Annotated in this window: 27 protein-coding genes; 14 read left to right on the forward strand and 13 right to left on the reverse strand. The window is 54.7% G+C overall.

The annotated features are described in order from the left end of the window. The first annotated feature begins 66 nt into the window (after positions 1-66). Together menA and rraA are read left to right on the forward strand one after the other, a co-directional pair. The gene (menA, locus tag N7922_RS24045; protein WP_263098586.1) at positions 67-996 is read left to right on the forward strand and encodes a 1,4-dihydroxy-2-naphthoate polyprenyltransferase; all 930 of its coding nucleotides are present in this window, start codon (positions 67-69) and stop codon (positions 994-996) included. 92 nt (positions 997-1,088) lie between these two features. Continuing rightward, positions 1,089-1,574: a ribonuclease E activity regulator RraA gene (gene rraA, locus N7922_RS24050; RefSeq protein ID WP_061499332.1), complete on the forward strand. Its 486-nt coding sequence runs from the start codon at positions 1,089-1,091 to the stop codon at positions 1,572-1,574. A gap of 76 nt (positions 1,575-1,650) precedes the next feature. Here the strand turns inward: rraA and zapB are convergent, their stop codons facing one another. Then, entirely contained in the window at positions 1,651-1,896 is a 246-nt protein-coding gene (zapB, locus tag N7922_RS24055) for a septal ring assembly protein ZapB (RefSeq protein WP_263098587.1), read from the reverse strand. Positions 1,897-2,388: 492 nt separating this feature from the next. Between zapB and N7922_RS24060 the strand changes: the two genes are divergently transcribed. The 4 genes from N7922_RS24060 to fpr all read left to right on the forward strand — a co-directional run bounded on the left by N7922_RS24060 (position 2,389) and on the right by fpr (position 6,731). Continuing rightward, positions 2,389-3,237 (forward strand): MIP/aquaporin family protein, encoded by an 849-nt coding sequence (locus tag N7922_RS24060; RefSeq protein WP_263098588.1) that lies wholly within the window; start codon positions 2,389-2,391, stop codon positions 3,235-3,237. A 21-nt stretch (positions 3,238-3,258) separates the two neighbouring features. Then, positions 3,259-4,767 (forward strand): glycerol kinase GlpK, encoded by a 1,509-nt coding sequence (glpK, locus tag N7922_RS24065; protein WP_263098589.1) that lies wholly within the window; start codon positions 3,259-3,261, stop codon positions 4,765-4,767. Positions 4,768-4,877: 110 nt separating this feature from the next. Continuing rightward, a complete protein-coding gene (glpX, locus tag N7922_RS24070; RefSeq protein ID WP_263098590.1) occupies positions 4,878-5,888 on the forward strand; it encodes a class II fructose-bisphosphatase in 1,011 nt (336 codons plus the stop codon). A 96-nt stretch (positions 5,889-5,984) separates the two neighbouring features. After that, a complete protein-coding gene (gene fpr / locus N7922_RS24075; protein WP_263098591.1) occupies positions 5,985-6,731 on the forward strand; it encodes a ferredoxin--NADP(+) reductase in 747 nt (248 codons plus the stop codon). Here fpr and N7922_RS24080 read toward each other — a convergent pair whose 3' ends face one another. Further along, positions 6,732-7,151, reverse strand: coding sequence for a DUF805 domain-containing protein (locus N7922_RS24080; protein ID WP_263098592.1), 420 nt, complete (start codon positions 7,149-7,151; stop codon positions 6,732-6,734). It abuts the gene before it with no gap. Between the two features lie 176 nt (positions 7,152-7,327). On the opposite strand from N7922_RS24080, the gene N7922_RS24085 reads away from it, so the two are divergent. Further along, positions 7,328-7,858, forward strand: a complete 531-nt coding sequence (locus N7922_RS24085; RefSeq protein ID WP_263100997.1) for a YiiQ family protein — start codon at positions 7,328-7,330, stop codon at positions 7,856-7,858. 107 nt (positions 7,859-7,965) lie between these two features. Continuing rightward, complete coding sequence (gene tpiA, locus N7922_RS24090) at positions 7,966-8,733, forward strand: triose-phosphate isomerase (RefSeq protein WP_263098593.1); 768 nt, start codon at positions 7,966-7,968, stop codon at positions 8,731-8,733. Between the two features lie 38 nt (positions 8,734-8,771). Here tpiA and N7922_RS24095 read toward each other — a convergent pair whose 3' ends face one another. From N7922_RS24095 to cpxP, 6 genes are all read right to left on the reverse strand, one after another. Continuing rightward, positions 8,772-10,076, reverse strand: a complete 1,305-nt coding sequence (locus N7922_RS24095) for an SLC13 family permease (RefSeq protein ID WP_263098594.1) — start codon at positions 10,074-10,076, stop codon at positions 8,772-8,774. A gap of 73 nt (positions 10,077-10,149) precedes the next feature. Then, entirely contained in the window at positions 10,150-10,908 is a 759-nt protein-coding gene (locus N7922_RS24100; protein WP_263098595.1) for a CDP-diacylglycerol diphosphatase, read from the reverse strand. Between the two features lie 125 nt (positions 10,909-11,033). Then, complete coding sequence (locus tag N7922_RS24105; RefSeq protein WP_061499373.1) at positions 11,034-12,023, reverse strand: sulfate ABC transporter substrate-binding protein; 990 nt, start codon at positions 12,021-12,023, stop codon at positions 11,034-11,036. Between the two features lie 148 nt (positions 12,024-12,171). Beyond that, a complete protein-coding gene (gene pfkA, locus N7922_RS24110; RefSeq protein ID WP_263098596.1) occupies positions 12,172-13,134 on the reverse strand; it encodes a 6-phosphofructokinase in 963 nt (320 codons plus the stop codon). Between the two features lie 202 nt (positions 13,135-13,336). Continuing rightward, positions 13,337-14,221 (reverse strand): CDF family cation-efflux transporter FieF, encoded by an 885-nt coding sequence (fieF, locus tag N7922_RS24115; RefSeq protein ID WP_263098597.1) that lies wholly within the window; start codon positions 14,219-14,221, stop codon positions 13,337-13,339. A 148-nt stretch (positions 14,222-14,369) separates the two neighbouring features. After that, positions 14,370-14,873 (reverse strand): cell-envelope stress modulator CpxP, encoded by a 504-nt coding sequence (cpxP, locus tag N7922_RS24120; protein WP_263100998.1) that lies wholly within the window; start codon positions 14,871-14,873, stop codon positions 14,370-14,372. Positions 14,874-15,024: 151 nt separating this feature from the next. Here cpxP and cpxR point away from each other — a divergent pair, with 151 nt between their 5' ends. Further along, complete coding sequence (cpxR, locus tag N7922_RS24125; RefSeq protein ID WP_263098598.1) at positions 15,025-15,723, forward strand: envelope stress response regulator transcription factor CpxR; 699 nt, start codon at positions 15,025-15,027, stop codon at positions 15,721-15,723. Then, positions 15,720-17,093, forward strand: a complete 1,374-nt coding sequence (cpxA, locus tag N7922_RS24130; protein WP_263098599.1) for an envelope stress sensor histidine kinase CpxA — start codon at positions 15,720-15,722, stop codon at positions 17,091-17,093. Before cpxR ends, cpxA begins: the two co-directional genes overlap by 4 nt. A gap of 38 nt (positions 17,094-17,131) precedes the next feature. On the opposite strand, the gene yiiM is transcribed toward cpxA, so the two are convergent. Then, positions 17,132-17,806 (reverse strand): 6-hydroxyaminopurine reductase, encoded by a 675-nt coding sequence (gene yiiM / locus N7922_RS24135; RefSeq protein WP_263098600.1) that lies wholly within the window; start codon positions 17,804-17,806, stop codon positions 17,132-17,134. Positions 17,807-18,019: 213 nt separating this feature from the next. Here yiiM and N7922_RS24140 point away from each other — a divergent pair, with 213 nt between their 5' ends. Beyond that, entirely contained in the window at positions 18,020-18,862 is an 843-nt protein-coding gene (locus N7922_RS24140; protein WP_411554297.1) for a dihydrodipicolinate synthase family protein, read from the forward strand. A gap of 40 nt (positions 18,863-18,902) precedes the next feature. Here the strand turns inward: N7922_RS24140 and kdgT are convergent, their stop codons facing one another. Next, on the reverse strand, positions 18,903-19,886 hold the full coding sequence (kdgT, locus tag N7922_RS24145; RefSeq protein ID WP_263098602.1) for a 2-keto-3-deoxygluconate transporter: 984 nt from the start codon (positions 19,884-19,886) through the stop codon (positions 18,903-18,905). Between the two features lie 248 nt (positions 19,887-20,134). Further along, positions 20,135-20,755, reverse strand: a complete 621-nt coding sequence (sodA, locus tag N7922_RS24150) for a superoxide dismutase [Mn] (RefSeq protein ID WP_263098603.1) — start codon at positions 20,753-20,755, stop codon at positions 20,135-20,137. Between the two features lie 290 nt (positions 20,756-21,045). Between sodA and rhaT the strand changes: the two genes are divergently transcribed. Continuing rightward, positions 21,046-22,080 (forward strand): L-rhamnose/proton symporter RhaT, encoded by a 1,035-nt coding sequence (gene rhaT / locus N7922_RS24155; protein ID WP_263098604.1) that lies wholly within the window; start codon positions 21,046-21,048, stop codon positions 22,078-22,080. Here rhaT and rhaR read toward each other — a convergent pair whose 3' ends face one another. Then, positions 22,081-22,929 carry an HTH-type transcriptional activator RhaR gene (gene rhaR, locus N7922_RS24160; protein ID WP_263098605.1) on the reverse strand — a complete coding sequence of 283 codons (849 nt, stop codon included), beginning with the start codon at positions 22,927-22,929 and terminating at the stop codon, positions 22,081-22,083. Positions 22,930-23,002: 73 nt separating this feature from the next. Beyond that, positions 23,003-23,839 carry an HTH-type transcriptional activator RhaS gene (gene rhaS, locus N7922_RS24165; RefSeq protein WP_263098606.1) on the reverse strand — a complete coding sequence of 279 codons (837 nt, stop codon included), beginning with the start codon at positions 23,837-23,839 and terminating at the stop codon, positions 23,003-23,005. Between the two features lie 305 nt (positions 23,840-24,144). Here rhaS and rhaB point away from each other — a divergent pair, with 305 nt between their 5' ends. Both rhaB and rhaA read left to right on the forward strand, forming a co-directional pair. Beyond that, positions 24,145-25,614 carry a rhamnulokinase gene (gene rhaB / locus N7922_RS24170; RefSeq protein ID WP_263098607.1) on the forward strand — a complete coding sequence of 490 codons (1,470 nt, stop codon included), beginning with the start codon at positions 24,145-24,147 and terminating at the stop codon, positions 25,612-25,614. Then, a complete protein-coding gene (gene rhaA / locus N7922_RS24175) occupies positions 25,611-26,870 on the forward strand; it encodes an L-rhamnose isomerase (protein ID WP_263098608.1) in 1,260 nt (419 codons plus the stop codon). The genes rhaB and rhaA overlap by 4 nt, the downstream gene beginning before the upstream one ends. Positions 26,871-26,931: the final 61 nt, after the last annotated feature.

The raw sequence follows: 26,931 nt of genomic DNA on the forward strand, positions 1-26,931 counted from the left end.
TCATCGCCACAACGTTTTCATCACATTCGATGGGGGCTTATGCCCCCATTTTTGTTGGCCTAATTTATGAACGAAACGCAAACTCTGAGCCGTACTCAAGCCTGGCTGGAAAGCCTGCGACCGAAAACATTACCGCTGGCGTTTGCCGCCATTGTCGTCGGTACGGTGCTGGCCTGGTGGCAGGGCTTTTTTGATCCGCTGGTCGCCGTACTCGCGCTGATCACCGCCGGACTGCTGCAAATTCTCTCTAATCTCGCCAACGATTATGGCGACGCGGTCAAAGGCAGCGATAAGCCAGACCGTATCGGACCATTGCGCGGCATGCAAAAAGGGGCGATTTCCCTCGAGCAAATGAAGCGCGCGCTGATAATTATCATCATCCTGAGCTGCATCGCCGGGCTGCTGCTGGTCACCGCTGCCACCCAGACAATGGCCGATTTTATCGGTTTTCTGGTGCTGGGTGGACTCTCAATTATCGCCGCCATCACCTACACCATCGGCAAACGCCCTTACGGCTATATTGGCCTTGGCGATGTGTCAGTGCTGATTTTCTTTGGCTGGCTGAGCGTCATTGGTAGCTGGTATCTGCAAACGCATATGCTGGTTCCCGCCGTGATCCTGCCAGCAACAGCCTGCGGCCTGCTGGCCACAGCGGTATTGAATATCAACAACCTGCGCGATATCGATAGCGACCGTGAAAACGGTAAAAATACGCTGGTGGTGCGTTTAGGGCCGATCAATGCTCGCCGTTACCACGCGGGTTTACTGGTGGGCGCGCTGTTATGCCTGGCATTGTTTAATCTGCTGTCACTGCACAGCGCATGGGGGTGGCTGTTTATTCTTGCCGCACCGCTGCTGATAAAACAGGCGCGTTTTGTGCTGCGTGAGCTCGACCCACGGGCGATGCCGCCGATGCTGGAACGCACGGTAAAAGGCGCACTGTTAACTAACCTGTTGTTTGTAGTTGGAATTATCCTCAGTCAGACGCATTTTTAACTGATTAATGTCAATTAACAATTGATGATTTTGCCAACAGCGCGCGATGCGCGATATACTGACAACTCTCGTCGCAACTGAACGTTAAGCCTATGAAATACGATACCTCTGAGCTTTGTGATATCTACCAGGAAGAGATCAACGTCGTGGAACCGCTGTTCTCCAATTTTGGTGGACGGTCGTCTTTTGGCGGACAAATCATCACGGTGAAATGTTTCGAGGATAACGGGTTGCTGTACGATCTGCTCGAACAGAATGGCCGTGGTCGCATCCTGCTGGTCGACGGCGGCGGTTCCGTACGTCGCGCGTTAATTGACGCCGATCTTGCCCGCACTGCGGTGCAAAACGAATGGGAAGGCATTGTGGTCTACGGCGCGGTGCGCCAGGTGGACGACCTTGAAGAACTGGATATCGGCATTCAGGCGATTGCTGCAATCCCGGTTGGCGCCGCAGGCGAAGGCATTGGCGAAAGCGATGTCCGCGTCAATTTTGGCGGTGTGACCTTCTTCTCCGGCGACCATCTGTACGCCGACAACACCGGCATTATCCTGTCGGAAGACCCACTGGATATCGAGTAAAAGAAAGGGCGCCTGAGGGCGCCCTTCTTATTTCTCCGCGTCTGGCGGCGCTTCGCTTACCCGACCCGGATCGTAATCAGACTTCTTCCATGCGGCCCAGCAGCGCCTGCAGACGTTCCTGCCAGCCGTGCTGTTGCTCTCTTAATTGATTGTTTTCGCGCTCCAGCTCTTCACGACCCTGCTGCGCGGACTGAATTTCCTGCGTCAGGCTGTTGTTCTTGTCTTTCAACTCTTCGATTTCCATCTGCAACAGCGTGATGGTATCAATCGCCTGCTGCACCTTTGCTTCCAGTTTCTCAAACACTTCTAATGACATTGTCATACCTCTCCTGAGTTGCAAGGCGTTGATGGATATACACTTCATCTTTCAAGTTGCAGGGGGTTGGCTCTCCTGCCGCTCGAATTATTCGTGTCTTACAAAATCCTCGTCCCGAATACCGGTGACGCCTTATGAATATGAGCATATTTGCTTGTTACCGATTGTATGAAGCCCACCAGCCCCTGTCCAGCGCAGAGCCGCGCTGTTTGCGCTTTGCAACACTTTTCAGCCTGCTCCTGGTGCAAGAAAGGCATCTACCTCTAAATTGTTAATACCCAGGTTACAAAAATGATTCAGCTCACACTTCCTCATGGTGCAAAAACGCGCATCATCGCGCGAAAACGCTCATTTTATTGACGCAGTACACACATTTTGATTTCGATATTTCTCGTTTTTGCTCGTTAACGATAAATTAACACTGTGTCTACACGACACCATGGTGGTCTTCGGCCTCCGTGCTAACAATAACCACTAAACTTTTTGCAGGATCCGATTATGAGTCAAACATCAACCTTAAAAGGCCAGTGCATCGCCGAGTTTCTCGGCACCGGGTTGTTGATTTTCTTCGGTGTGGGCTGTGTCGCAGCGCTAAAAGTGGCGGGAGCTACCTTTGGCCAGTGGGAAATCAGTATCATTTGGGGTCTGGGCGTGGCAATGGCCATTTACCTGACCGCAGGGGTTTCCGGCGCGCATCTTAACCCGGCAGTTACCATTGCATTGTGGCTCTTCGCGAGTTTTGACGGACGTAAAGTTGTTCCGTTTATTATTTCTCAGTTTGCCGGCGCGTTTTGCGCGGCTGCACTTGTTTACGGGCTTTACTACAATCTTTTCCTCGACTTTGAACAAACGCACAATATGGTGCGCGGCAGTGTTGAAAGTCTTGATCTGGCTGGTATTTTCTCTACTTACCCCAACCCGCACATCAATTTTGTGCAGGCCTTCGCCGTTGAGATGGTGATCACCGCCGTCCTGATGGGCGTAATTCTGGCGTTAGGCGATGATGGCAACGGCATTCCGCGTGGCCCGCTGGCACCGTTGCTGATCGGTCTGTTGATTGCTGTTATCGGCGCGTCGATGGGCCCGCTGACCGGCTTCGCCATGAACCCGGCGCGTGACATCGGACCGAAAGCATTCGCCTGGCTGGCAGGCTGGGGCAATGTCGCCTTTACCGGCGGCAAAGATATTCCCTACTTCCTCGTCCCGCTGTTCGGGCCGATCGTAGGCGCGGCGCTCGGCGCATTTGGTTACCGTAAACTGATTGGTCGCCATCTGCCGTCAAATACCAGTGTGGCGGCGGAAGAAAAAGGCACCGCATCCACGACTCAACAAAAAGCTTCGCTGTAATGTGACTACGGGAACATAACCATGACTGACAAAAAATATATCGTTGCGCTCGACCAGGGCACTACCAGCTCCCGCGCCGTTGTGATGGATCATGACGCCAACATCATCAGCGTTTCACAGCGCGAATTTGAACAAATTTACCCGAAGCCAGGCTGGGTTGAGCACGATCCGATGGAAATCTGGGCATCGCAAAGCTCTACGCTGGTGGAAGTGCTAGCCAAAGCCGATATCAATTCCGATGAAATTGCCGCTATCGGCATTACTAACCAGCGTGAAACCACGATTGTCTGGGAACGCGAAACCGGCAAGCCGATTTACAACGCCATCGTCTGGCAGTGCCGCCGTACGGCGGATATTTGCGAGAAACTGAAGCGCGACGGCATGGAAGAGTACGTGCGCAACGCCACCGGTCTGGTGGTTGACCCGTACTTCTCCGGCACCAAAGTGAAGTGGATCCTCGACCACGTGGAAGGCTCCCGTGAACGCGCAAAACGCGGTGAACTGCTGTTCGGTACCGTGGATACCTGGCTTATCTGGAAAATGACCCAGGGCCGCGTACATGTTACGGATTACACCAACGCCTCGCGCACCATGCTGTTCAACATCCACGAGCTGGACTGGGATGACAAAATGCTGGAAGCGCTGGATATCCCGCGCGCCATGCTGCCGGAAGTGCGTAAATCGTCCGAAGTGTATGGTCAGACCAACATCGGCGGTAAAGGCGGTACACGTATTCCTATCGCCGGTATTGCCGGTGACCAGCAGGCAGCGCTGTTCGGCCAACTGTGCGTGAAAGAAGGGATGGCGAAAAACACCTACGGCACCGGCTGCTTTATGCTGATGAACACCGGTGAGAAAGCGGTGAAATCGGAACACGGCCTGCTGACCACCATCGGTTGCGGCCCGAAAGGCGAAGTGAACTATGCGCTGGAAGGCGCTGTGTTTATGGCGGGTGCGTCCATTCAGTGGCTGCGTGACGAGATGAAGCTGATTAGCGATGCCTTCGACTCTGAATATTTCGCCACCAAAGTGAAAGACACCAACGGCGTGTATGTCGTACCGGCCTTTACCGGTCTGGGCGCACCGTACTGGGACCCGTATGCACGTGGCGCGATCTTCGGTCTGACCCGCGGCGTCAACTCAAACCACATCATCCGTGCGACGCTGGAATCTATTGCTTATCAGACTCGCGATGTACTGGAAGCAATGCAGGCTGACTCCGGCATTCGTTTGCACGCGCTGCGTGTGGATGGCGGCGCAGTGGCGAACAACTTCCTGATGCAGTTCCAGTCCGATATCCTCGGCACCCGCGTGGAACGCCCGGAAGTGCGTGAAGTCACCGCACTTGGCGCGGCATACCTCGCCGGTCTGGCGGTCGGTTTCTGGCAGAATCTGGATGAGCTGCAGGAAAAAGCGGTGATCGAGCGCGAATTCCGCCCGGGCATCGAAACCACCGAGCGTAACGTCCGTTACAACGGCTGGAAAAAAGCCGTTAAACGTGCGCTGGCGTGGGAAGATCACGACGAATAACCCGCAGTAACAGATGCCCTCTCTCCAACGGGGAGAGGGCTATGCCCAATCAACCCTCCCTCGCTCGCTGTGATAAACTTCGCTCAATTTCTTTCACTGTAGAGTTTGTTATGAGACGAGAACTTGCCATCGAATTCTCCCGGGTTACCGAAGCCGCCGCGTTGGCGGGCTATAAGTGGCTGGGACGCGGCGATAAAAACACCGCGGACGGCGCAGCGGTGCACGCTATGCGCATTATGCTCAATCAGGTCAATATCGACGGAACCATTGTGATTGGCGAAGGGGAAATCGACGAAGCCCCGATGCTGTTTATCGGTGAGAAAGTGGGAACCGGCAAGGGTGATGCGGTGGATATCGCCGTCGATCCCATTGAAGGCACGCGCATGACCGCCATGGGTCAGGCAAACGCGCTGGCGGTACTGGCAGTGGGCGATAAAGGCTGCTTCCTGAACGCACCGGATATGTACATGGAAAAGCTGATTGTCGGTCCGGGCGCAAAAGGCGCTATCGACCTGAATCTGCCACTGGCGGATAACCTGCGTAATGTCGCTGCCGCGCTGAACAAACCGCTGAGCGAACTGACGGTCACCATTCTGGCCAAACCCCGCCACGATGCCACTATCGCCGAGATGCAAACGCTGGGCGTACGTGTTTTTGCTATCCCGGATGGCGACGTCGCAGCGTCGATTCTCACCTGTATGCCGGATAGCGAAGTGGACGTGCTGTATGGCATTGGCGGCGCACCGGAAGGAGTGGTGTCCGCTGCGGTGATCCGTGCGCTCGATGGCGACATGCAAGGGCGCTTGCTGGCGCGCCACCAGGTTAAAGGTGATAGCGAAGAGAACCGCCGCATTGGTGAACATGAATTAAAACGCTGCCGTGGTATGGGCATTGAAGCCGGTAACGTCCTGCGTCTGGATGATATGGCGCGCAGCGACAACGTGATTTTTTCCGCCACCGGCATCACCAAAGGCGATCTGCTGGATGGTATTACCCGCAAAGGGAATATCGCCACCACCGAAACGCTGCTGATCCGCGGCAAATCGCGCACGATTCGCCGTATTCAATCCATTCATTATCTGGATCGCAAAGACCCTGAAGTACAGCGTCATATACTGTAAGGGTATTTGTTCAATTGAGCTTTCCGGCCCGGATGGGCTGGAAATCTTCGCTTGTTGACACGAAGATAAGGCAACGCAACAGAACAGGAGATAACCATGGCGGACTGGGTAACAGGCAAAGTCACAAAGGTGCAGTTCTGGACCGACGCATTATTTAGTCTCACCGTTCATGCCCCCGTTCTTCCCTTCACCGCCGGGCAATTCGCCAAACTTGGACTGGAAATTGACGGCGAGCGCGTACAGCGTGCCTATTCATACGTTAATGCGCCAGGCAACCCCGATCTTGAGTTCTATCTTGTTATTGTTCCTGAAGGCAAACTCAGCCCGCGTCTTGCGGCCTTACAGCCAGGAGATGAAGTGCTGGTGGTGAGCGAAGCTGCGGGATTCTTTGTGCTGGAAGAAGTGCCGGACTGCGAAACCCTGTGGATGCTGGCAACCGGCACGGCGATTGGGCCATATCTGTCGATTCTGCAAGAAGGCAAAGACCTCGAACGCTTTAAAAATCTGGTGCTGGTGCATGCAGTACGCTATGCGGCGGATTTAAGCTATTTGCCGTTAATGCTTGAGCTGCAAAAACGCTACGAAGGAAAATTACGCATTCAGACCGTGGTCAGCCGGGAGACCATTTCAGGTTCCCTGACCGGGCGGGTGCCGGCACTCATTGAAAACGGCGCGCTGGAAGACGCGGTCGGGTTGCCAATGAACGCCGGGAACAGTCACGTGATGCTGTGCGGCAACCCGCAGATGGTGCGCGATACCACGCAACTGCTGAAAGAGACCCGGCAGATGACGAAGCATCTTCGCCGCCGACCGGGACATATCACTGCGGAACATTACTGGTGATCAGCGGTACTTCACATCCAGCGTCTGCTTACCGTATTTGTTTTCCCCTTGGGTGCCGATAAACGCACCCAGGTCAATCAACATCATCACGATAATCACCACCGGGATCAGGCGACCCACTGCCCATTCCAGTGTACCGCTGAGGACTGCCCAGTTCCCGGAAAGCAGCATCCACGCCAGCACCATTAATAGTCCCCACGCGCCGTGGCGTCCTCTATCGTGCAGGCGTTTCACCATCACACAAGTCGTCGGCCAGATCAGGCACACCAGGATAAAGGCCGCCATCTGGAAATCGAGCATTCCCCCGTTCGCCAGTGCAAATAAAACGGTCATGCTGAGAAGCCAGAGTACAATCCAGATCCAAAAGTCACGGCGCCCTATACGCCCTTTAAATGAAAACAACCACTGCTGTATACCCATGTATGGTTCCTTATTATCGTAATGCTGCGTAGTTTACCCTGGAGGCGGGAGTTTTTGACAAGCCAGTCGGTTATCGTTTTAATCGTGAGCAAACTGTACAGAGGGCGATGTTCATGAAAGCATGGCGTTACCAGGTTTGGCTGCTATTCTCAACGCTGATCTTTTGTTCGCCCGTTATGGCGGAAGACGCGCCAGCCGCGGCGACAGCGCCCTATTTACTGCCGGGCGCACCTACCTTTGATCAATCGATCAGCCAGTTCCGTGAGCGGTTTAATACCGATAATCCCACGCTGGCGCTGAGCGAATTTCGCGCCGTGGACGGCAGCGATCAGAACCTGACGCGAGCAGCGACAAAGATTAACGAGAGCCTCTACGCGTCTACAGCGCTGGAACGCGGCACGTTGAAAATCAAATCCATGCAGATAACCTGGCTACCGGTACAAGGCCCGGAACAGAAGGCGGCGAAAGCCAAAGCACAGGAGTATATGGCGGCGTTTATTCGCGCATTCACGCCCACGCTAACGGCGGCGCAAAGTATGCAAAAGCTGCAAAAGTTGCTGACTAACGGCAAAAGCAAACCTTACTACGCCGAAACGGAAGGCCCGGTTCGCTATGTGGTGGCAGATAACGGCGAAAAGGGGCTGACCTTCGCTGTTGAACCGATTAAGCTGGCGCTATCTGAGGCCCTCGAAGACAACAATAAATGACAAAAAGCAAAGCCTTTCAGGGGATGAATCTCTATACTGTTTCACAGACCATGCTGCCCTGAGGGGCGGCCATATTCCTTAATTCGCCAAGCGCGTGGAGAGTAAAAATGCGACATCCTTTAGTGATGGGTAACTGGAAACTGAACGGCAGCCGCCACATGGTAAACGAACTGGTTGCTAACCTGCGTACCGAGCTGGCTGGCGTAACGGGCTGCGCCGTTTCAATTGCGCCGCCGGAAATGTACCTGGATCTGGCTAAACATGCTGCTGATGGTAGCCACATCGTACTGGGCGCGCAGAACGTTGACGTTAACCTGTCTGGCGCATTCACCGGTGAAACCTCTGCCGAAATGCTGAAAGATATTGGCGCGAAATACATCATCATCGGTCACTCTGAGCGTCGTACTTACCACGCGGAATCTGATGAATTCATCGCCAAAAAATTCGCGGTGCTGAAAGCAGCCGGTCTGACCCCGGTTCTGTGCATCGGTGAAACCGAAGCAGAAAACGAAGCCGGTAAAACGGAAGAAGTGTGCGCACGCCAGATCGACGCAGTACTGAAAACGCAGGGCGCGAGCGCGTTCGAAGGCGCAGTCATTGCTTACGAACCGGTTTGGGCTATCGGTACCGGCAAATCCGCAACTCCTGCGCAGGCGCAGGCTGTTCACAAATTTATCCGTGACCACATTGCCAAAGCAGACGCGAAAGTGGCTGAGCAAGTGATCATTCAGTACGGCGGTTCCGTAAACGCAGGCAACGCAGCAGAGCTGTTCACCCAGCCGGACATTGACGGCGCACTGGTTGGCGGCGCTTCTCTGAAAGCTGACGCATTTGCCGTGATCGTGAAAGCCGCAGAAGCAGCAAAACAGGCGTAATCCTGTTTACCCTCTCCCACTCGGGAGAGGGTATTGTTTTACAGTTTCCCCAGTACGCTAAACCACGCGTAATCCAGTGGTAACAATACCAGATACGTCACCAGCGCCAGCGCAAAACACAGCAGCATCCCCGCACGCACAGGCACTTTACCCAACGCCATCGCCACCACAATCGGCGACGCCTGATACGGCAACAGCGGCGTGGAATACCCCAATACCTGGATCATAATCACCGACAGCAGCGGGAAACTGGTGGCCTCGGAAAAACTCTGCGCCAGGGTGGTAAATAACGCCGGCACGCCATTAGCCGTCATAATAAAATTGAGCGCCGTCGTAATGCCGGTCAGCGCGAGGAAGTTGGTAAACGGGTTTGCAGGATCAAGCGGCATCACATGCAGTAATGCTTCCCCTACCGCGCTACCGATCCCGGTTTGCGTCACCGTGATTGCCAGGCCGAGAATCCCCGCAACATAGATACAGGTGCGGATATTCACCCCGCTGGAAAACTCATCGCCGTTAATAAAGCCAACGCGCGGCAGTAAAGTCACGCAGGCTGCTGCAAGCCCTGTCCACGCCGGGCCAATACCGTGCCAGCTCTCCGTAACCCACATCGTCAATACCACCGCCAGCAGCCAGGCCAGCCGCTTCTCTTCCCGGCTCATCGGCTCAGACGCGGTATGCTCACGCGGAGCCTGCGGCTGGCCCGGAAAGAGCCAGCAAATCAGGCCAATCAGGATCATTCCTTTCAGAATGCCGAGCACCGGCGTGTGCAACAGCAGATAGGGTAAATAATTCAGGTGAATACCGTAGGAGCCTTCCGCTGCGCCGCTCATCACCAGGTTCGGTACGTTAGCAGGCAGGATGGTGGCGGAAAGCTGGAACGTGCCAAACCCGACCGCCAGCGCCAACCCGTACCAGGCACGAGTGCCTTCGAGGATGCCCGCCCGCGCCGCCATGGCCGCGACAATCGGCATCAGCAGTGCAATACGCCCCATATTTGACGGCATGACAAACGCCAGCGCATAGCTCAGCAGAACAACGCTGGCGACCATGTGCAGCCATGATGTGGTCAGTTTCGACGAGAGCGCCCTTGCCGCGCGATCCGCCAGACCGGTTTTCCTGATAGCGATGCCTAACACAAACCCGCTAAAAACCAGCCAGAACGCCGACGAGGCAAAACCACCGAAAATCACGTCCGGCGGGGCGATTTTCGCCACCATTGCCGCCGCAAAGAACAGCAGCGCGGTAATAAACTCAGGTAACAGCGAGGTGGCCCACAACACAATGGTGATGCCGACAATCGCAGAGGGAAGGAACAGAGGGTGTGTTAGCCAGAATGACATGCCTGTCTCCTGTAGATTTTTTCAGCAAGTCTACGGCGACAGGCAGGAGGAGTAAACGCGAATTATGGTGGGGTTATTTCAGGATATCGCATTGATGATCCTGTATTTCCTCAGCTGAAGCGCGGTTAAGCGCCAGCCAGTTTCGTTCCGTTGCCAGCAACACAAAGGAATCATCGGCCTGTTGCACCATCGCCAACGCAAAGCGTCCCATATGCGCTTTGGCTTCCGGCACCTCTTCCGCCAGCATCAAAAACGGACTGCGCTGTACCAGTTCCGCTTCCGTTACGCGCCGCGCCAGATAGGTGTGACCGAGCAGGCCGCCCGGGAATTCAAGCCACTGGCTGCTGATACGGGTCGCATTGTCATTAAGCTGTGCGCGCACATCCGGGCGCAGGCAGGAAATATGAATATGGAAATGGTTCTGTGTGCGTCCGGTACGCGAGTTGATGGTCAGAGAGATGGCGTTGTCCGGCACCTGGCTGCCGCGCATTTTGCTCAACACATCACGGGACTGCCAGGCCTGCCAGAAGAAGTTCGGCGTGTTGGGATCCAACAGTAACGGACTTTCCATACCGTTAATGCGGTAAGTCGGCATCAGCAGAAACTGCAATGGTCCGTTGCGGTCTTTCATCAGTACATAGCCGCTTTTCAGGTTCACCTGCGCACAAGGTTCCGGTGAATTGTGTTCACGGGCATTCGGCAGACACTGTTCGGTGACTATCTGGCGTAACGCATCCGGGTTGCCGTTGCTTGTGAACCAGTACCCTGCTCCCGCGCCTGCCAGTAATGCCACCACCAGCAGAGCAATCGCGATGCGACGAGCTGTTTTCATATTTCCGCTTCCTTTGCTGAAAGAACCGGAATGATAGCGCAAAACGCCGGGGAAGTCGGAAATCCTGGATTTTACGCAGGCTAAAAACGACATCGCCCTCCTAAGAGGGCGATGTGTAGGGGAGATTAACGTTTACTGATTTGATCGAAGGTGCCGCCGTTGGAGAAGTGCTCTTTCTGCGCTTTGGTCCAGCCGCCAAACTCATCATCAATGGTGAAGAGCTTCAGTTTCGGGAAGGCATTGGCATACTTCGCCGCCACTTGCGGATCGCGCGGACGGTAGAAGTTCTTCGCGGCGATCTCCTGGCCTTCCGGCGAGTAGAGATACTTCAGGTAGGCTTCTGCGACTTTTTCGGTGCCTTTTTTCTCGGTCACTTTATCTACGACGGAGACGGTCGGTTCGGCGAGGATCGATTCGCTCGGCGTGACAATTTCAAACTTGTCTTTACCCAGTTCATTGGTCGCCAGCAGCGCTTCGTTTTCCCACGCAATCAGCACATCGCCGATACCGCGTTCAACAAAGGTGTTGGTTGCGCCGCGTGCGCCGGAGTCCAGCACTTCCACGTTTTTAAACAGCGCCTTGACGAACTCTTGCGCTTTAGCCTGATCGCCGCCGTTCTGGTGCAGGGCGTAACCCCAAGCCGCCAGATAGTTCCAGCGCGCGCCACCAGAGCTTTTCGGGTTCGGCGTGATAACGGAAACGCCCGGTTTAATCAGATCGTTCCAGTCATGAATCTGTTTCGGGTTGCCTTTACGCACCAGGAAAACGATGGTTGAGGTGTAAGGCGCGGAGTTATCCGGCAGGCGCTTGATCCAGTTTTTATCAATGCGGCCACGTTCCGCAATAGCGTCTACGTCATAGGCCAGCGCCAGTGTGACCACATCGGCTTCGATACCGTTGATGACCGAGGTCGCTTGCTTGCCCGAACCGCCATGAGACTGGCGAATCACCACATTGTCGCCCGTCTCTTGTTTCCAGTGCGCGCTAAACGCTTTGTTGTACTGTTCGTACAGCTCGCGCGTTGGATCGTAAGACACGTTTAATAACTGGATATCCTTCGCCAGAACGCTGGCTGAAGCCAGCAGTAAAGTTATTCCCACGCCCCATTTATTCATCGCCCACTCTCTTAAGGTTATGCATTTTGATGTGGCCAGAGTGCCAGAAAGAGATTCAATGAATAAAGAATAAAAAAAGATTGGCTATAACTTTGGGGAATATTGAGAGGTAAAAAAACGCCCCCGGTCGTCGAGGGCGTTTTCACACTTAGTAGAGTTTCTTCGCGCAATCCAGCCAGTCGCCTTTGAACGGGCGCTTCATGTTTTCGATGGCGTCGATAATGTCGTGGTGAACCATTTTCTCGTTCTGGATACCTACGCAACGACCGCCGTAGCCCTGCAGCAGCAGTTCGATGGCGTAAGAGCCCATGCGGGAAGCCAGAATACGGTCGTAAGGTACCGGAGAACCGCCGCGCTGGATGTGACCAAGCACGGTGGCACGCGTTTCACGCTCCGTTTCGCTTTCGATGTACTTCGCCAGTTCGTCGATGTCGCAGATGTGTTCAGTGATAGCCACGATCGCGTGTTTCTTACCTTTCGCGATACCGGCTTTAATTTCTGACACCAGGTCTTCACGGTTGAATTCCACTTCCGGCAGAACGATAAACTCACAACCACCCGCAATTGCCGCAGCCAGCGTCAGGTCGCCGCAGTAACGGCCCATCACTTCAACGATGGAGATACGCTGGTGAGAAGAAGAGGTGTCGCGCAGACGGTCAATCGCTTCAACCACGGTTTGCAGCGCAGTGAAATAACCGATGGTGTAGTCCGTACCCGCAACGTCGTTATCGATGGTGCCCGGCAACCCGATGCACGGAAAGCCCATTTCAGTCAGGCGCTTCGCACCCATGTAGGAACCGTCGCCGCCGATAACCACCAGCGCGTCGATACCGCGTTTTTTCATGTTCTCAATAGCCACGGCGCGGATATGCTCTTCACGGAACTCCGGAAAGCGAGCGGAGCCCAGGAATGTACCGCCGCGGTTGATCATGTCCGACACGCTGTAACGGTCGAGCTGGATCATGCGGTCTTCGTACAGGCCGAGGTAACCATCATAGATACCTGCAACTTCCAGACCTTCTGTCAATGCTGCACGGACGACACCGCGGATAGCGGCATTCATGCCTGGCGCATCACCGCCACTTGTCAACACACCGATTTTTTTAATCATGACTACCTCTGAACTAAGGAATGCAAAATAAAATTCTGTGGCCCGAAGCGACTCCCCGACGGGAGCGAACAACTATGATGCAAATAGTATATCAATCCTTGCTTGCTGAATTGATTCAGGTCAGCCCAAATGGTGGTAATTTATACACAAAAAGCTGGCCTGGCTCACTTTTTTACATCGAAATACGAAAGCGTAAAATGGCTTATCGTCCTTGAGGTACTACCGAGCAGGGATCCTGATGAATAATCACATCCGATCCCGGAAAACGTTGCAGAATCGCCTGCTCTACCTGTTCAGCAATGAGATGCGCCTGAACCAGCGGCAGGTTATCTTCCATTTCTAAATGAATTTGAATAAAGCGGGTCGGCCCTGACTGCCGCGTGCGAAGATCGTGAGCGCCACTGACGCCAGGCCATGCGGTAACGATCCCGAAAATTTCCTGACGTTCTTCATCCGGTAATGCGCGATCCAGCAATGCCTGAACCGCTTCATACGCCATACGTAACGCGCTATACAAAATATAGACGCCAATACCCAACGCAAATAATGCGTCCGCCCGATGCCAGCCATACCACGACAGACCCAGCGCGATGAGAATTGCGCTGTTCATCATAACATCAGACTGATAATGAAGCATATCCGCCCGCACGGCCTGGCTCCGGGTTTTATGCACAACCCAACGCTGAAAAGTGACCAGTATCACAGTACTAATCAGCGCAATCACCGTGACCGCAACACCAATGCCAGGGGCATTGAGCGGACTGGGGCTTGCGAGATGCTGAATACCGGTTAACAGCAGGAATAACGCCGAACCGGAAATAAACATACTTTGCGCCAGCGCCGCCAGCGACTCCGCTTTCCCGTGGCCGAAAGTGTGCTCTTCATCCGCTGGCTGTAACGAGTACCGCACCACCAGCAAGTTGGTCAACGACGCAGCAATATCCACCAACGAATCCACCAGTGCCGCCAGGATACTGACGGAACCGGTGAGCCACCAGGCAAAGAGTTTAATGATAAGAAGTGACGATGCCATGACTGTCGCCGCTATCGCCGCACGGGTTATCAGCCGCCCATAGGATTGATTCATAAACGCTCCTGTTTGTCCTGCGGGAATTATAACGGAAGGCAAACAGCAGTAATGGCTAAATTAAGCGGTGGAATGGCAGGCAAAAAAAACCCCCTCATCATGAGGGGGAAGACAGGGATGGTGTCTATGGCAAGGAAAACAGGGTTTGTTACTGGTAATACCGGGTACTGCTACTACTCAATACTGTCGACGGGGAACTTTGCTGCATCTGCGCCACATCGCGCAGTTGTTCCATCCGTTGCTGATGCTTCTGGTTTAAAACCGCTTGCTGCTCCGGCGTGAGCAGGTGGTACATCTGGTTGCGGACCTTTGCCATTTCAACCTGACGGGCTACCTGTTCCTGCGCCATTTTTTCCGCCTGAGCGCGCACAGCGTTTTCATCAAATTTTTCTGCGGTGACAAGGCTGTGCATTGTCTCCATTTCGCTAACATTAACTGGAGGCTGATCGTGCCGCGCCTGTCTCATCAGATCCCGCATCTGCTGACGCTGATGTTCGGTCAAATTAATACCGTCGAACATATGGCTCTGAACACTGCGCTGCGCAATTCCATCAGTGGGATGCCAGTTATCGCCTGTTACGACTTCAGCGGCGTGGCTAACTGTACTTAACGCCAGCGTTGAGGCCATGACGGCAGCGGTAACTTTGCGCATCATTTACTCCAGTAATATTTCCGTATCGCGTATCAACGAGAATCAGTCTACGATTCAGGCTGCAAACATGCGTCAGGGGGTGTAAAACAACGTAAAGTCATGGATTAGCGACTCTTGATGACGTAATTTCTGCCTCGGAGGTATTTAAACAATGAATAAAATTCTTTTAGTAGATGATGACCGAGAGCTTACATCCCTGTTAAAAGAGCTACTCGACATGGAAGGTTTTAATGTGCTCGTTGCTCACGATGGGGAACAGGCGCTTGACCTCCTCGATGACAGTATTGATTTGCTTTTGCTCGACGTAATGATGCCGAAGAAAAACGGTATCGATACACTTAAAGAGCTACGTCAGACACACCAGACGCCAGTGATTATGTTGACTGCACGCGGCAGCGAGCTTGATCGCGTTCTCGGCCTTGAGCTGGGCGCGGATGACTATCTGCCAAAACCGTTTAACGATCGCGAGCTGGTCGCGCGTATCCGGGCGATTCTGCGCCGCTCCCACTGGAGTGAGCAGCAGCAAAACAGCGATAACGGTTCCCCTACGCTTGAAGTGGATGCACTAAGCCTGAACCCGGGCCGCCAGGAAGCCAGCTTTGATGGTCACGCCCTGGAACTAACAGGGACGGAATTCACGTTGCTCTACCTGCTGGCGCAGCATCTCGGCCAGGTGGTTTCCCGTGAACATCTTAGTCAGGAAGTGCTCGGCAAACGCTTAACGCCGTTTGATCGCGCCATCGACATGCACATTTCCAATTTGCGCCGCAAATTGCCGGATCGCAAAGATGGGCATCCGTGGTTTAAAACCCTGCGCGGGCGCGGTTATCTGATGGTTTCCGCTTCATGATAGGCAGCCTGACCGCCCGCATCTTCGCCATTTTCTGGTTAACGCTGGCACTGGTGTTGATGCTGGTCTTGATGGTGCCAAAGCTGGACTCCCGTCAAATGACGGAGCTGCTGGACAGCGAACAACGTCAGGGCGTGATGATTGAACAGCATGTCGAAGCGGAGCTGGCTAATGACCCGCCGAACGACCTGATGTGGTGGCGCAGGCTTTTCCGCGCTATCGACAAATGGGCGCCGCCGGGTCAGCGCCTGTTGCTAGTCACTAGCGAAGGGCGCGTCATCGGCGCCGAACGCAACGAAATGCAGATAATACGTAACTTTATCGGCCAGGCGGATAACTCTGATCATCCGCAGAAGAAAAAGTATGGCCGGGTCGAAATGGTCGGGCCGTTCTCCGTACGTGACGGGGAAGACAATTACCAACTCTACCTGATACGCCCCGCCGGCAGTTCACAGTCTGACTTTATCAACCTGCTGTTTGACCGCCCGTTGTTATTGCTGATCGTCACGATGCTGATCAGCTCGCCGCTGCTGCTATGGCTGGCGTGGAGCCTGGCGAAACCCGCGCGTAAGCTGAAAAACGCGGCGGATGAAGTCGCACAGGGCAACTTACGACAGCACCCAGAACTGGAAGCCGGGCCGCAGGAATTCCTTGCCGCCGGGGCCAGTTTTAACCAGATGGTGACAGCGCTGGAACGAATGATGACAGCGCAACAGCGTCTGTTGTCTGATATCTCGCATGAGTTACGCACACCGCTCACTCGCTTACAACTGGGTACCGCGCTTTTGCGCCGCCGCAGCGGTGAAAGCAAAGAGCTGGAGCGCATCGAAACCGAGGCGCAGCGGCTGGATGGCATGATCAACGACCTGCTGGTGATGTCGCGGAATCAACAGAAAAACGCGCTGGTGAGCGAAACGGTCAAAGCCAACCAGATGTGGAAAGAGGTACTGGATAACGCCGCTTTCGAAGCAGAACAGATGGGTAAATCCCTGACGGTCAGCTTCCCGCCCGGTCCGTGGCCGCTGTATGGCAACCCGAACGCGCTGGAAAGCGCGCTGGAAAACATCGTGCGTAATGCGCTGCGCTACTCGCACAGCAAAATCGAAGTGAGTTTTGCCGTCGATAAAGACGGCATCACCATTAACGTTGATGACGACGGCCCTGGCGTCAGCCCGGAGGATCGGGAGCAGATTTTCCGCCCGTTCTACCGTACCGACGAAGCCCGGGACCGGGAATCCGGTGGTACAGGTCTGGGGCTGGCGATCGTGGAAACGGCTATCCAGCAGCATCGCGGCTGGGTCAAAGCCGACGATAGCCCGCTGGGCGGTTTACGCTTAACGCTCTGGCTACCGTTGTACAAACGCGCTTAGCCATACGCCCTCTCCTTCAAGGAGGGGGCGCTACCTTGCTATTTTCCCCACAGTCGCCGGGAATTATCTTCAATTTTGCCGTGAATACGCCGATTCTGCATCGTACGCGTCCAGCTTACCGATAGCCCCGCCGCCGACAATAAACGGTGATATTGTGCATCATCAAACGGCTGATACCAGGCGATGGCCGCAGCATCATATACGCTGACGTCGCTCAGCCGGGATGCCAGCTCCAGCGGTGCATCTGTGGCTACCCTTCCCGCTGCAATCACCCGATAGAGCCAGCCAACTTTGCCACTTGCCTGCATCTGCGCCCCCATATCGCTAATAGCAAAATGGAAATTGAGTTTAAAACAGGGGGAGCGCGGCTGCGTCACCTGGATGAGTGCATCACCCCAACGAAAAATATCGCCAATAAATACCGTTTGCTCAGTCAGCCCCGTGGTGGAAAGGTTTTCGCCAAACGCCGGGGCGCAAAACAGCGATGCCTGCTCAGGGAAACGCGCAGCCCACCACGCATAATGCTCGCGTGGATAGTGGCACAGCGCGCGATCCGGACCGCCGTGGTAACTCTGTTCAGCCTGCTCATCTCCTGCAAGCCCGGTGCCGGTAAGCATCAGTTCACCTTCAACCTGCAATTTGGCGATGGCGCTGGGCCGACTCCCTGCATAATCCCTGACTTTGCCAATAAAAACGTCAACCGGATGGCGCATATTCTCTCCCTGGATAGTGTTGAATCACGCCACTATTAGACCACATTTTTTGTGCAGTAAACGTGCAGAAATGCGACCCCGGTTGCCATGCTGCCCTCACAGACGTGTTATCACTTAACCTGATATTTGAAACGCTATTTCATTCAATAAGGAGACCGTGCTGTGACCCACGAACCCCCATTCTCCGGCGTCTGGTGCCCTTCCATCACCCCCATGGACAGCGAAGGACGAGTCGATCTTAACGGACTGAGCAAACATATTGCCCGTCTTAGCGCGGCGAAAATCGATGTCATTTTGCTGATGGGCAGCATCGGTGAATTCGCCTCGCTCTCGATGGACGAGCGGCTATTATTGATCCGCAAAGCGCGGGCGATGTCTCCCGGCACGATGGTTGCCAACGTCTCGTCGACCTGCTTCAACGATATTCTGAGTATGGCCGATGAAGCCTGGCGCACCGGCTACGAAGCCGTCATGGTGCTGCCCCCTTACTATTACGGTCAAACGCCAGCGCAATTGTTAAGTTACTTCCGCGCACTGGGTAAGGCGATTAGCGGTAAGTGGTTTGCATATAACTTTCCGGCGCGCACCGGCTGCGATCTGACAGCCGACCTGGTGGCAACCCTGGCGGCGGAATTCCCGGATTTTGCCGGTATTAAAGACACGGTGGATTGCCAGTCACATACGCGTAATATCATTCTCGCGACGCAGAAAGTACGCGACGATTTCGCCGTGCTGTCCGGGTATGACGAATATTATATTCCCAACCTGCTGGCGGGCGGCGCCGGGGTGATTTCCGGGCTGAACAACGTCATGCCGGAGCTGTTTGTCAAAGCCCGCGAAGCCTGGCGACAAGGCGATTTACCAACGCTACAGGACGCACAGCGCGAGATAGGCAAATTTATGGCGATTTACGCCATCGGCGATGATTTTGTTACCACCATTAAGACCGTGGTGTCACGCAAGTTTGGCTACTGCACGCCGATTGCGCGCAACCCTGGCGGCGCACTGAATGAGGAGCAGCGACACCAGGTTGATAGCCTTTTCGGTATTCAATAACGACACAGGCCGGATACGCGTCGCGCTATCCGGCCTGCCGTTATTTCACTGCATTGCGTATCGCGATTTCCGCGGTTGCCCCTTTCACTTTCCGTGACCAGATTGAGGTTAAAATCGGCACCAGAATCGAGGTGACGATCACCGAGGTCGCCACCAGCGCGGTAGCCGCTGGCGCCATCGCTTTAAAATCCGGCACCATTTCGGCAATCAGCACCGGCGTGGCTACCGCCGCGCCCGCAGAACTGGAGGCCGCCAGCCCGGCGGTTCCATCCCCGCCACCAAGCAGTTTATCGGCGAGAATCAGCGGAATGCCGGTGATCACAATCACTGCCAGACCTAACAAAATGCCCAACAGCCCGGTTTGTGCAATCACACTTAAATCGATGGTGTTACCCAATGCGAAAGCAAAGAACGGGATCAGCGTCTGCACCGCCTTGCTAAAGAATTCCCTCAGTTCCGGATCAAGGTTACCCAGTGCGAACCCCACCAGGAAGGGCAATACCGCGCCGACAAACACATGCGGCTCAAACGAGGCGATACCCGCAGTACCGAGAATAATCATCGTCATCAACGGGCCAGACTCCAGCGACATCAGCACAAACGCCCCGGCTTCCTCTTTCGTGCCGTATTGCTGCATGATCGACGCATAAAGTCCGCCGTTGGTCATATCCATCGAGGCCACCAGCGCCAGCGTCGACAGCCCGGCAAAAAATCCGACTTCAACACCGTGCGCCGGGATCACGCGCGACGCCACCGCCGCAACCACCCATGCCACGGCAATTTTGGTGACCACCAGCGTACCGGATTTCCGCAGCACCGTACCGGTCGCGCTCAGTTTGATCGATGCCCCCATGCAGAAAAACCACACCGCCAGAATCGGCACCGTACCGGTGATCATACCGTTGGTAAAAGAGCCAAAATATTTCCCCGCTCCCGGCGCAAAGGTGTGGCACAACGCACCGATGAACAAGGGAACCAGCATCATACCGCCCGGAATTCTCTCTATTGCACGTTTGATTTGCATATTCTCACCTGTCGTCAAAACCGTCTGATTTTGCTGCGCCGGGCAGAAAACACTCAGCGCCGATGAGGTGATGTTAGAACCCGTTTCCGGTGAGAAAAGTGATCAATCATGCATAACGAAACAATATTTCATTATTTTAGGATCATCGTTTTTATTGTCTGTACTCATGTAAAGCGACATAAAAAAACCCCCGTCGGCAGCGCCTGGCGGGGGTTTTGCCTCACCTTACGGTGAGTGACGAAACAGACTTATTTTTTCGCCGCGAAACGCGCAGCAGCTTCGTCCCAGTTCACCACGTTCCAGAACTCTTTGATGTAGTCCGGGCGGCGGTTCTGGAATTTCAGGTAGTAAGCGTGTTCCCACACATCCAGACCCACGATCGGGAAGCCAGAGGCGCCGGAAATCGCTTCACCCATCAGCGGGGAGTCCTGGTTTGCAGTAGAAACCACCGCCAGTTTGTCGCCTTTCAGCACCAGCCAGGCCCAGCCGGAACCAAAGCGGGTTGCTGCTGCTTTTTCGAATTCTGCTTTGAAGTTATCTACGGAACCGAAATCACGCTCGATTGCCGCTTTCAGATCACCCTGCAGGGTGGTGCCTTTTTTCAGACCTTTCCAGAACAGGCTGTGGTTCGCGTGGCCGCCTGCGTTATTACGCAGAACGGTTTTTTTGTCCGCCGGCAGCTGGTCCAGTTTGGTGATCAGCTCTTCAGCAGACAGATTTGCGAACTCCGGCAGACTTTCCAGCGCTGCGTTTGCATTGTTCACATAAGCCTGATGATGTTTGGTGTGATGGATTTCCATCGTTTGTTTGTCGAAGTGCGGCTCAAGGGCATCATACGCGTACGGCAGAGCAGGCAATGTATAGCTCATAATCATCTCCATTAAGGGTGTAAGCGGCTACTGTGTTAACGCCGCGTAAGCAGTTGGTTCATTATAGTTAATTAAATGATATTGAAAATGTTTATCAATGCCGTAGTTTTTATAAGGTTATAACTTTTGGTTATGTTATTGAAACTGTGAAGCTGCTCACCTCCATAACGCGCTGATTGCCAGCTCTCGCCGTTACGCGGCAAACGCCTCAAGGTTAATCCTCTGACCGATTTTTACACTCATCGGGTCGGCTGCTCGTATCCCGGCGATAAAAACAAAGAGGATTGAAAATGAGTAACGCGATTACGATGGGTATTTTATGGCATTTGATAGGTGCAGCCAGTGCAGCCTGTTTCTATGCCCCGTTTAAAAAGGTGAAACATTGGTCCTGGGAAACCATGTGGTCAGTCGGCGGCATCGTCTCCTGGCTGATCCTTCCCTGGACAATCAGCGCGCTGTTATTGCCTGATTTTTGGGCCTATTTCAGCTCGTTTAATGCCTCCACGCTGCTGCCGGTGTTCCTGTTCGGCGCAATGTGGGGGATCGGTAACATCAACTATGGCCTGACCATGCGCTACCTGGGCATGTCGATGGGCATTGGTATCGCCATCGGCATTACACTGATTGTCGGTACGCTGATGACGCCGATCATCAACGGTAACTTCTCCGTGCTGATTGGCACCGAAGGCGGTCGTATGACGCTGCTGGGCGTGCTGGTTGCCCTTATCGGCGTGGCAATCGTCACCCGTGCAGGCCAGTTGAAAGAGCGCAAAATGGGTATCAAGGCCGAAGAGTTCAGCCTGAAAAAAGGGCTGGCGCTGGCCATCATGTGCGGCGTCTTCTCTGCCGGGATGTCCTTTGCCATGAATGCCGCCAAACCGATGCACGAAGCCGCAGCGGCGCTGGGTATCGATCCGCTCTACACGGCGTTGCCAAGCTATGTGGTGATCATGGGCGGCGGCGCGCTGATCAACCTCGGTTTCTGCTTTATTCGTCTGGCAAAAGTGAAGAACTTGTCGGTAAAAGCCGACTTCTCGCTGGCAAAACCACTGCTTATCAGCAACATCCTGCTCTCTGCACTGGGCGGTCTGATGTGGTATCTGCAGTTCTTCTTCTACGCCTGGGGTCACGCGCGTATTCCGGCGCAGTATGACTACATCAGTTGGATGCTGCACATGAGCTTCTACGTGTTGTGTGGCGGTATTGTCGGACTGGTGCTGAAAGAGTGGAACAATGCGGGCAGACGCCCCGTGAGCGTGTTGAGTCTGGGCTGCGTGGTGATCATTGTCGCGGCCAATATCGTTGGCCTCGGCATGGCTAACTGATCAGGCGGCAACCCGACTACGATGACGCCATTGACCTGGCGTCATCCCCACTTCCCGGCTAAACACCACCGAAAAGTAGTTACTGTCTTCAAACCCGCACTGCATCGCAATCTCGCTAATCATCTGCTCGGAATGCTGCAACAGATACTGCGCATGGCAAATGCGTAACTGACGCAAATAGTGATTGATGGTCATCCCGGTCTGACTGCGGAATTGCTGGCGCAGCGCCCGCTCGCTGCACTGCTCCTGCTCACAGAACTGCTCCAGCACAAAGCTACGATTCAGGCTGCCGGACAGCGCGGTAATCAGCTTATCCAGCAGCGCTTCGCTGTGGGTGGCGGCAAGATTATCGGTGGCGAAACGGTGGCGTTTTAGCGTCAACACCAGCTGCGCAAACAGCGTTTCCGCCATGAGATTGTCGAGGGGATCGGGCCTGGCGCTCTCGTGCTCAAGTTGCGTAATGACCTGTCGCGCCTGCGCCATACCGGTGCTGCCGATGCGCCAGTGTGGCGTCCACGGCGAGCCATTAAGCCCTGGAATATGCGCTGCCCAGTCGAGGTTCAACGTCAGCCGGTCCGGGCAGTAAATAATGTTTTGTAGCACCAGGTCGTTGACCGACGCGTAGGAGTGACAATCTTCAGCGCGGATATAGAACAGGTCACCACGGGTAATGCGATAAGGGCGATCGTTAAGCACATGCAGGCCGTTGCCGCGCCATACCATCACCAGTTCATAAAACTCATGTGTATGTTCGGCAAAGACATTTTGCGGATAGCGATCCGCCACCGCCACCGCCTGTCCGGTGCGGGGGAAGAAGTCCGCTTTACGAAGAATTAACTGACCTGCCACAACGTCACCTCTGCCGTGAACAACCTGTGATTATTAGCGGAACTACGGCAAAAAATCGGTGATAGCCTTCTCGTTACTGAAGCAGCGTATCGCGCCCCTGGCGGATATCCCGCGGTGACCAGTCGAACTCGCGACGAAACAGTGTCGAAAAATGGTTGCTGTCGCCAAAGCCGCAGCGGAAGGCAATATCCGTCACGCTGTCGTCGCTATGGCGCAACATATGCCGCGCTTTGATAAGCCGTAAACGGTTGAGATAACGCTGCGGGGTCAGGCCGGTCGACTGCTTAAGCTGGCGGTGCAGCGTGCGCAGAGAGAGCGTAAATTGCTCCGCCAGCGACTCCCAGCAAATATCCTCAGCGAAGTGATCTTCCAGCCACAGCATCAACTGATTAAGCCGGGCGTCGTTGTTCACCGCGCCCTCTTGCAGGCTGCTTTTACGCAGTAACACCAGCAGTTGCATAAACAGGATCTCGCGGTTAGCGATGCCGTGCGTATCCATCTCCATATCCATCTCTTCCATCTGGCTGATGATGGCGCGCACCTGGGTCAGCGTGTGCTGATTCACCCGCCAGTGCGAGGGATAGTGCCCGTCCTGCTCCTGCGGCAACAGCAGATTCAACCCGGATAAAAACTGGAATGCATCCGGCGAACGGTACAGAACATTGGTCAGACAAAGGTTGTCAGTATGTTCATACAAGTGCCGGTCATGGTCGCGGACAAAACAGACCGTCCCGCCGCTGATGGTGTAGGGCTGACCGTTAAAAACGTGGATCCCTGTGCCATGCTCAACAATCACAATTTCATGAAAATCATGGTGATGCTCAGGAAATGCCGCCTGGGGTAATCGCGGTTCAATGGCGACAGGTGATTTACCTGACGGGAAAAAATCCACGCTATGAAGTACGGTCATACTCGCCCCCAACCCAACAATGAGAAAAGTTCTCAAAATAGTAATTAAGGGTTCGCAACCTCACCTTAAATTTTCGACAGCATTTCGCGCATAGCCTGCCGTTTTTTCAAGAAACGGCCGGAAAGATCGGGAAATGTGGCAAGGGTCACAATGGCCCAAAACCCCACCAGAACTGGAAACTGTGAACTCTCTCACGTTCACCTTTGCTTTCTTGCCAGCGCGAAATCGCCGCTGTCCGTAACAAGAAGGTACGACGCATCGCCCTTTTTTAGACTGTCTGCAATGACTCTAAGAAGGACCCGATCATGACTTTTCGCCATTGTGTTGCAGTTGATTTAGGCGCCTCCAGCGGACGTGTAATGCTGGCGCGTTACGATCGCCAACAACGCACACTCACTCTTCGCGAAATCCACCGTTTCGTTAACTGTCTGCAAAAAACAGAGGGGTTCGATTGCTGGGATATCGACAGCCTGGAAGCGGAGATCCGCCAGGGTCTGCACAAAGTGTGTGAAGCAGGCATTCAACCTGACAGCATCGGCATCGATACCTGGGGCGTGGATTATGTGCTGATCAACAGCAAAGGCGAACGCGTAGGCTTACCCATCGCCTACCGCGATGACCGCACCGACGGCGTGATGCAACGTGCGATGCAAGCACCGGGCAAAACCGACATTTATCTGCGCAGCGGCATTCAGTTTTTACCGTTTAACACCCTGTATCAACTGCGTGCGCTGGCGGAGCAGCAGCCAGAACTGCTGGAGCAAGCCGCTCATGCGTTGCTGATCCCGGATTATTTCAGTTACCGGCTGACCGGCAATCTGAACTGGGAGTACACCAACGCCACCACCACGCAACTGGTCAATATCAACACCGATAACTGGGACAGCACGCTGCTGGACTGGGCTGGCGTTCCGGTTCGCTGGTTCGGCACGCCCACCCATCCGGGCAATGTAATAGGTCAATGGATCTGCCCGCAGAACAATGCCATCCCGGTGGTTGCCGTCGCCAGCCATGACACCGCCAGTGCCGTCATTGCCGCACCGCTGGCGGATAAAGATGCCGCGTATTTGTCGTCCGGCACCTGGTCGCTGATGGGTTTTGAAAGCAAAACCCCCTACACCAGCAATCACGCGCTGGCGGCCAATATCACCAACGAAGGCGGTGCAGAAGGCCGCTACCGTGTGCTGAAAAACATCATGGGGCTGTGGTTGCTGCAACGCGTACTGAAGGAACAGGCGATCGCCGACCTGCCCGCGCTGATTGCCCAAACGGAACAGCTTCCCGCCTGCCAGTTCATTATCAACCCCAACGATGATCGCTTTATCAACCCGGACAACATGAGCGCCGAAATCCAGGCTGCTTGCCGGGAAGCAGGCCAGCAGGCACCGCAAAACGCGGCTGAGCTGGCGCGCTGTATCTTCGACAGCCTTGCGCTGCTGTATGCCGATGTGCTGGGCGAGCTGGCAAGCCTGCGCGGCAAACCCTTTACCCGTCTGCATGTGGTGGGCGGCGGTTGCCAGAACCAGTTGCTGAACCAGCTCTGCGCAGATGCCTGTGGTTTGCCCGTGGTGGCTGGCCCGGTAGAAGCCTCCACGCTCGGCAATATTGGCGTGCAACTGATGACGCTGGATGAACTCAGCAACGTTGATGATTTTCGCCAGGTGGTGGTGGCTAACCACTCCCTGATCACATTTACCCCTAATCCTGACAATGAAATCGCCCGCTACGTCGCGCGCTTTCAGCAAAAACGACAGACAAAGGAGCTATGCGCATGACCACTCAACTTGAACAAGCCTGGGAAATTGCTAAACAGCGTTTCGACGCGGTAGGCATTGATGTCGAGGAGGCGCTGCGTCAGCTCGATCGCCTGCCGGTATCCATGCACTGCTGGCAGGGCGATGACGTCGCCGGCTTTGAAAACCCGGAAGGCAGCCTGACTGGCGGTATCCAGGCCACCGGGAACTACCCGGGTAAAGCGCGCAATGCCACGGAACTTCGTGCCGATCTGGAGCAGGCGCTGAGTCTGATCCCCGGCCCAAAACGCCTTAACCTGCACGCGATTTATCATGAGGCTGATGCACCTGTCGCGCGTAACGAAATCAAACCGGAACACTTTAAAAACTGGGTGGAATGGGCAAAAGCCAACAAACTGGGGCTGGATTTTAACCCGTCCTGTTTTTCGCACCCGCTGAGCGCCGATGGCTTTACCCTCTCGCACGCGAACGACGAGATCCGTCAGTTCTGGATTGACCATGTAAAAGCCAGCCGCCGCGTTTCTGCCTGGTTCGGTGAACAACTGGGGACGCCGTCGGTGATGAATATCTGGATCCCGGACGGCATGAAAGATGTCACCGTTGACCGCCTGGCGCCGCGTCAGCGCCTGCTGAATGCGCTCGATGAGGCGATCAGCGAAAAACTGAACCCGGCGCACCATATCGATGCCGTGGAGAGCAAACTGTTCGGGATTGGCGCGGAAAGCTACACCGTTGGCTCCAACGAGTTCTATATGGGCTATGCCACCAGCCGCCAGACCGCCCTGTGCCTGGATGCCGGCCACTTCCACCCGACCGAAGTGATCTCCGACAAAATCTCCGCCGCCATGCTGTATGTGCCGCGCCTGCTGCTGCACGTCAGCCGCCCGGTACGCTGGGACAGCGACCACGTGGTCCTGCTGGATGACGAAACCCAGGCCATCGCCAGCGAAATCATTCGCCACAAACTGTTTGACCGCGTGCACATCGGTCTCGACTTCTTCGACGCCTCTATTAACCGTATTGCCGCCTGGGTGATCGGCACCCGCAATATGAAAAAAGCGCTGCTGCGCGCGCTGCTGGAGCCGGTTGATCAACTGCGCCAACTGGAAGCCGATGGCGACTACACCGCGCGCCTCGCGCTGCTGGAAGAGCAGAAATCCCTGCCATGGCAGGCGGTATGGGAAATGTATTGCCAGCGCCACGACACCCCGGCAGGCAGCCAGTGGCTGGAAAGCGTGCGGGCGTATGAGAAAAACGTATTACGCAAACGCGGGTAACCCTTTTGATCCTCTCCCGGCAAGGGAGAGGGAGCAAACCATTGTCAGCGTGAGGGGAAAA

The organism is Kosakonia sp. ML.JS2a (genome assembly GCF_025642095.1).
Classification (GTDB): Bacteria; Pseudomonadota; Gammaproteobacteria; order Enterobacterales; family Enterobacteriaceae.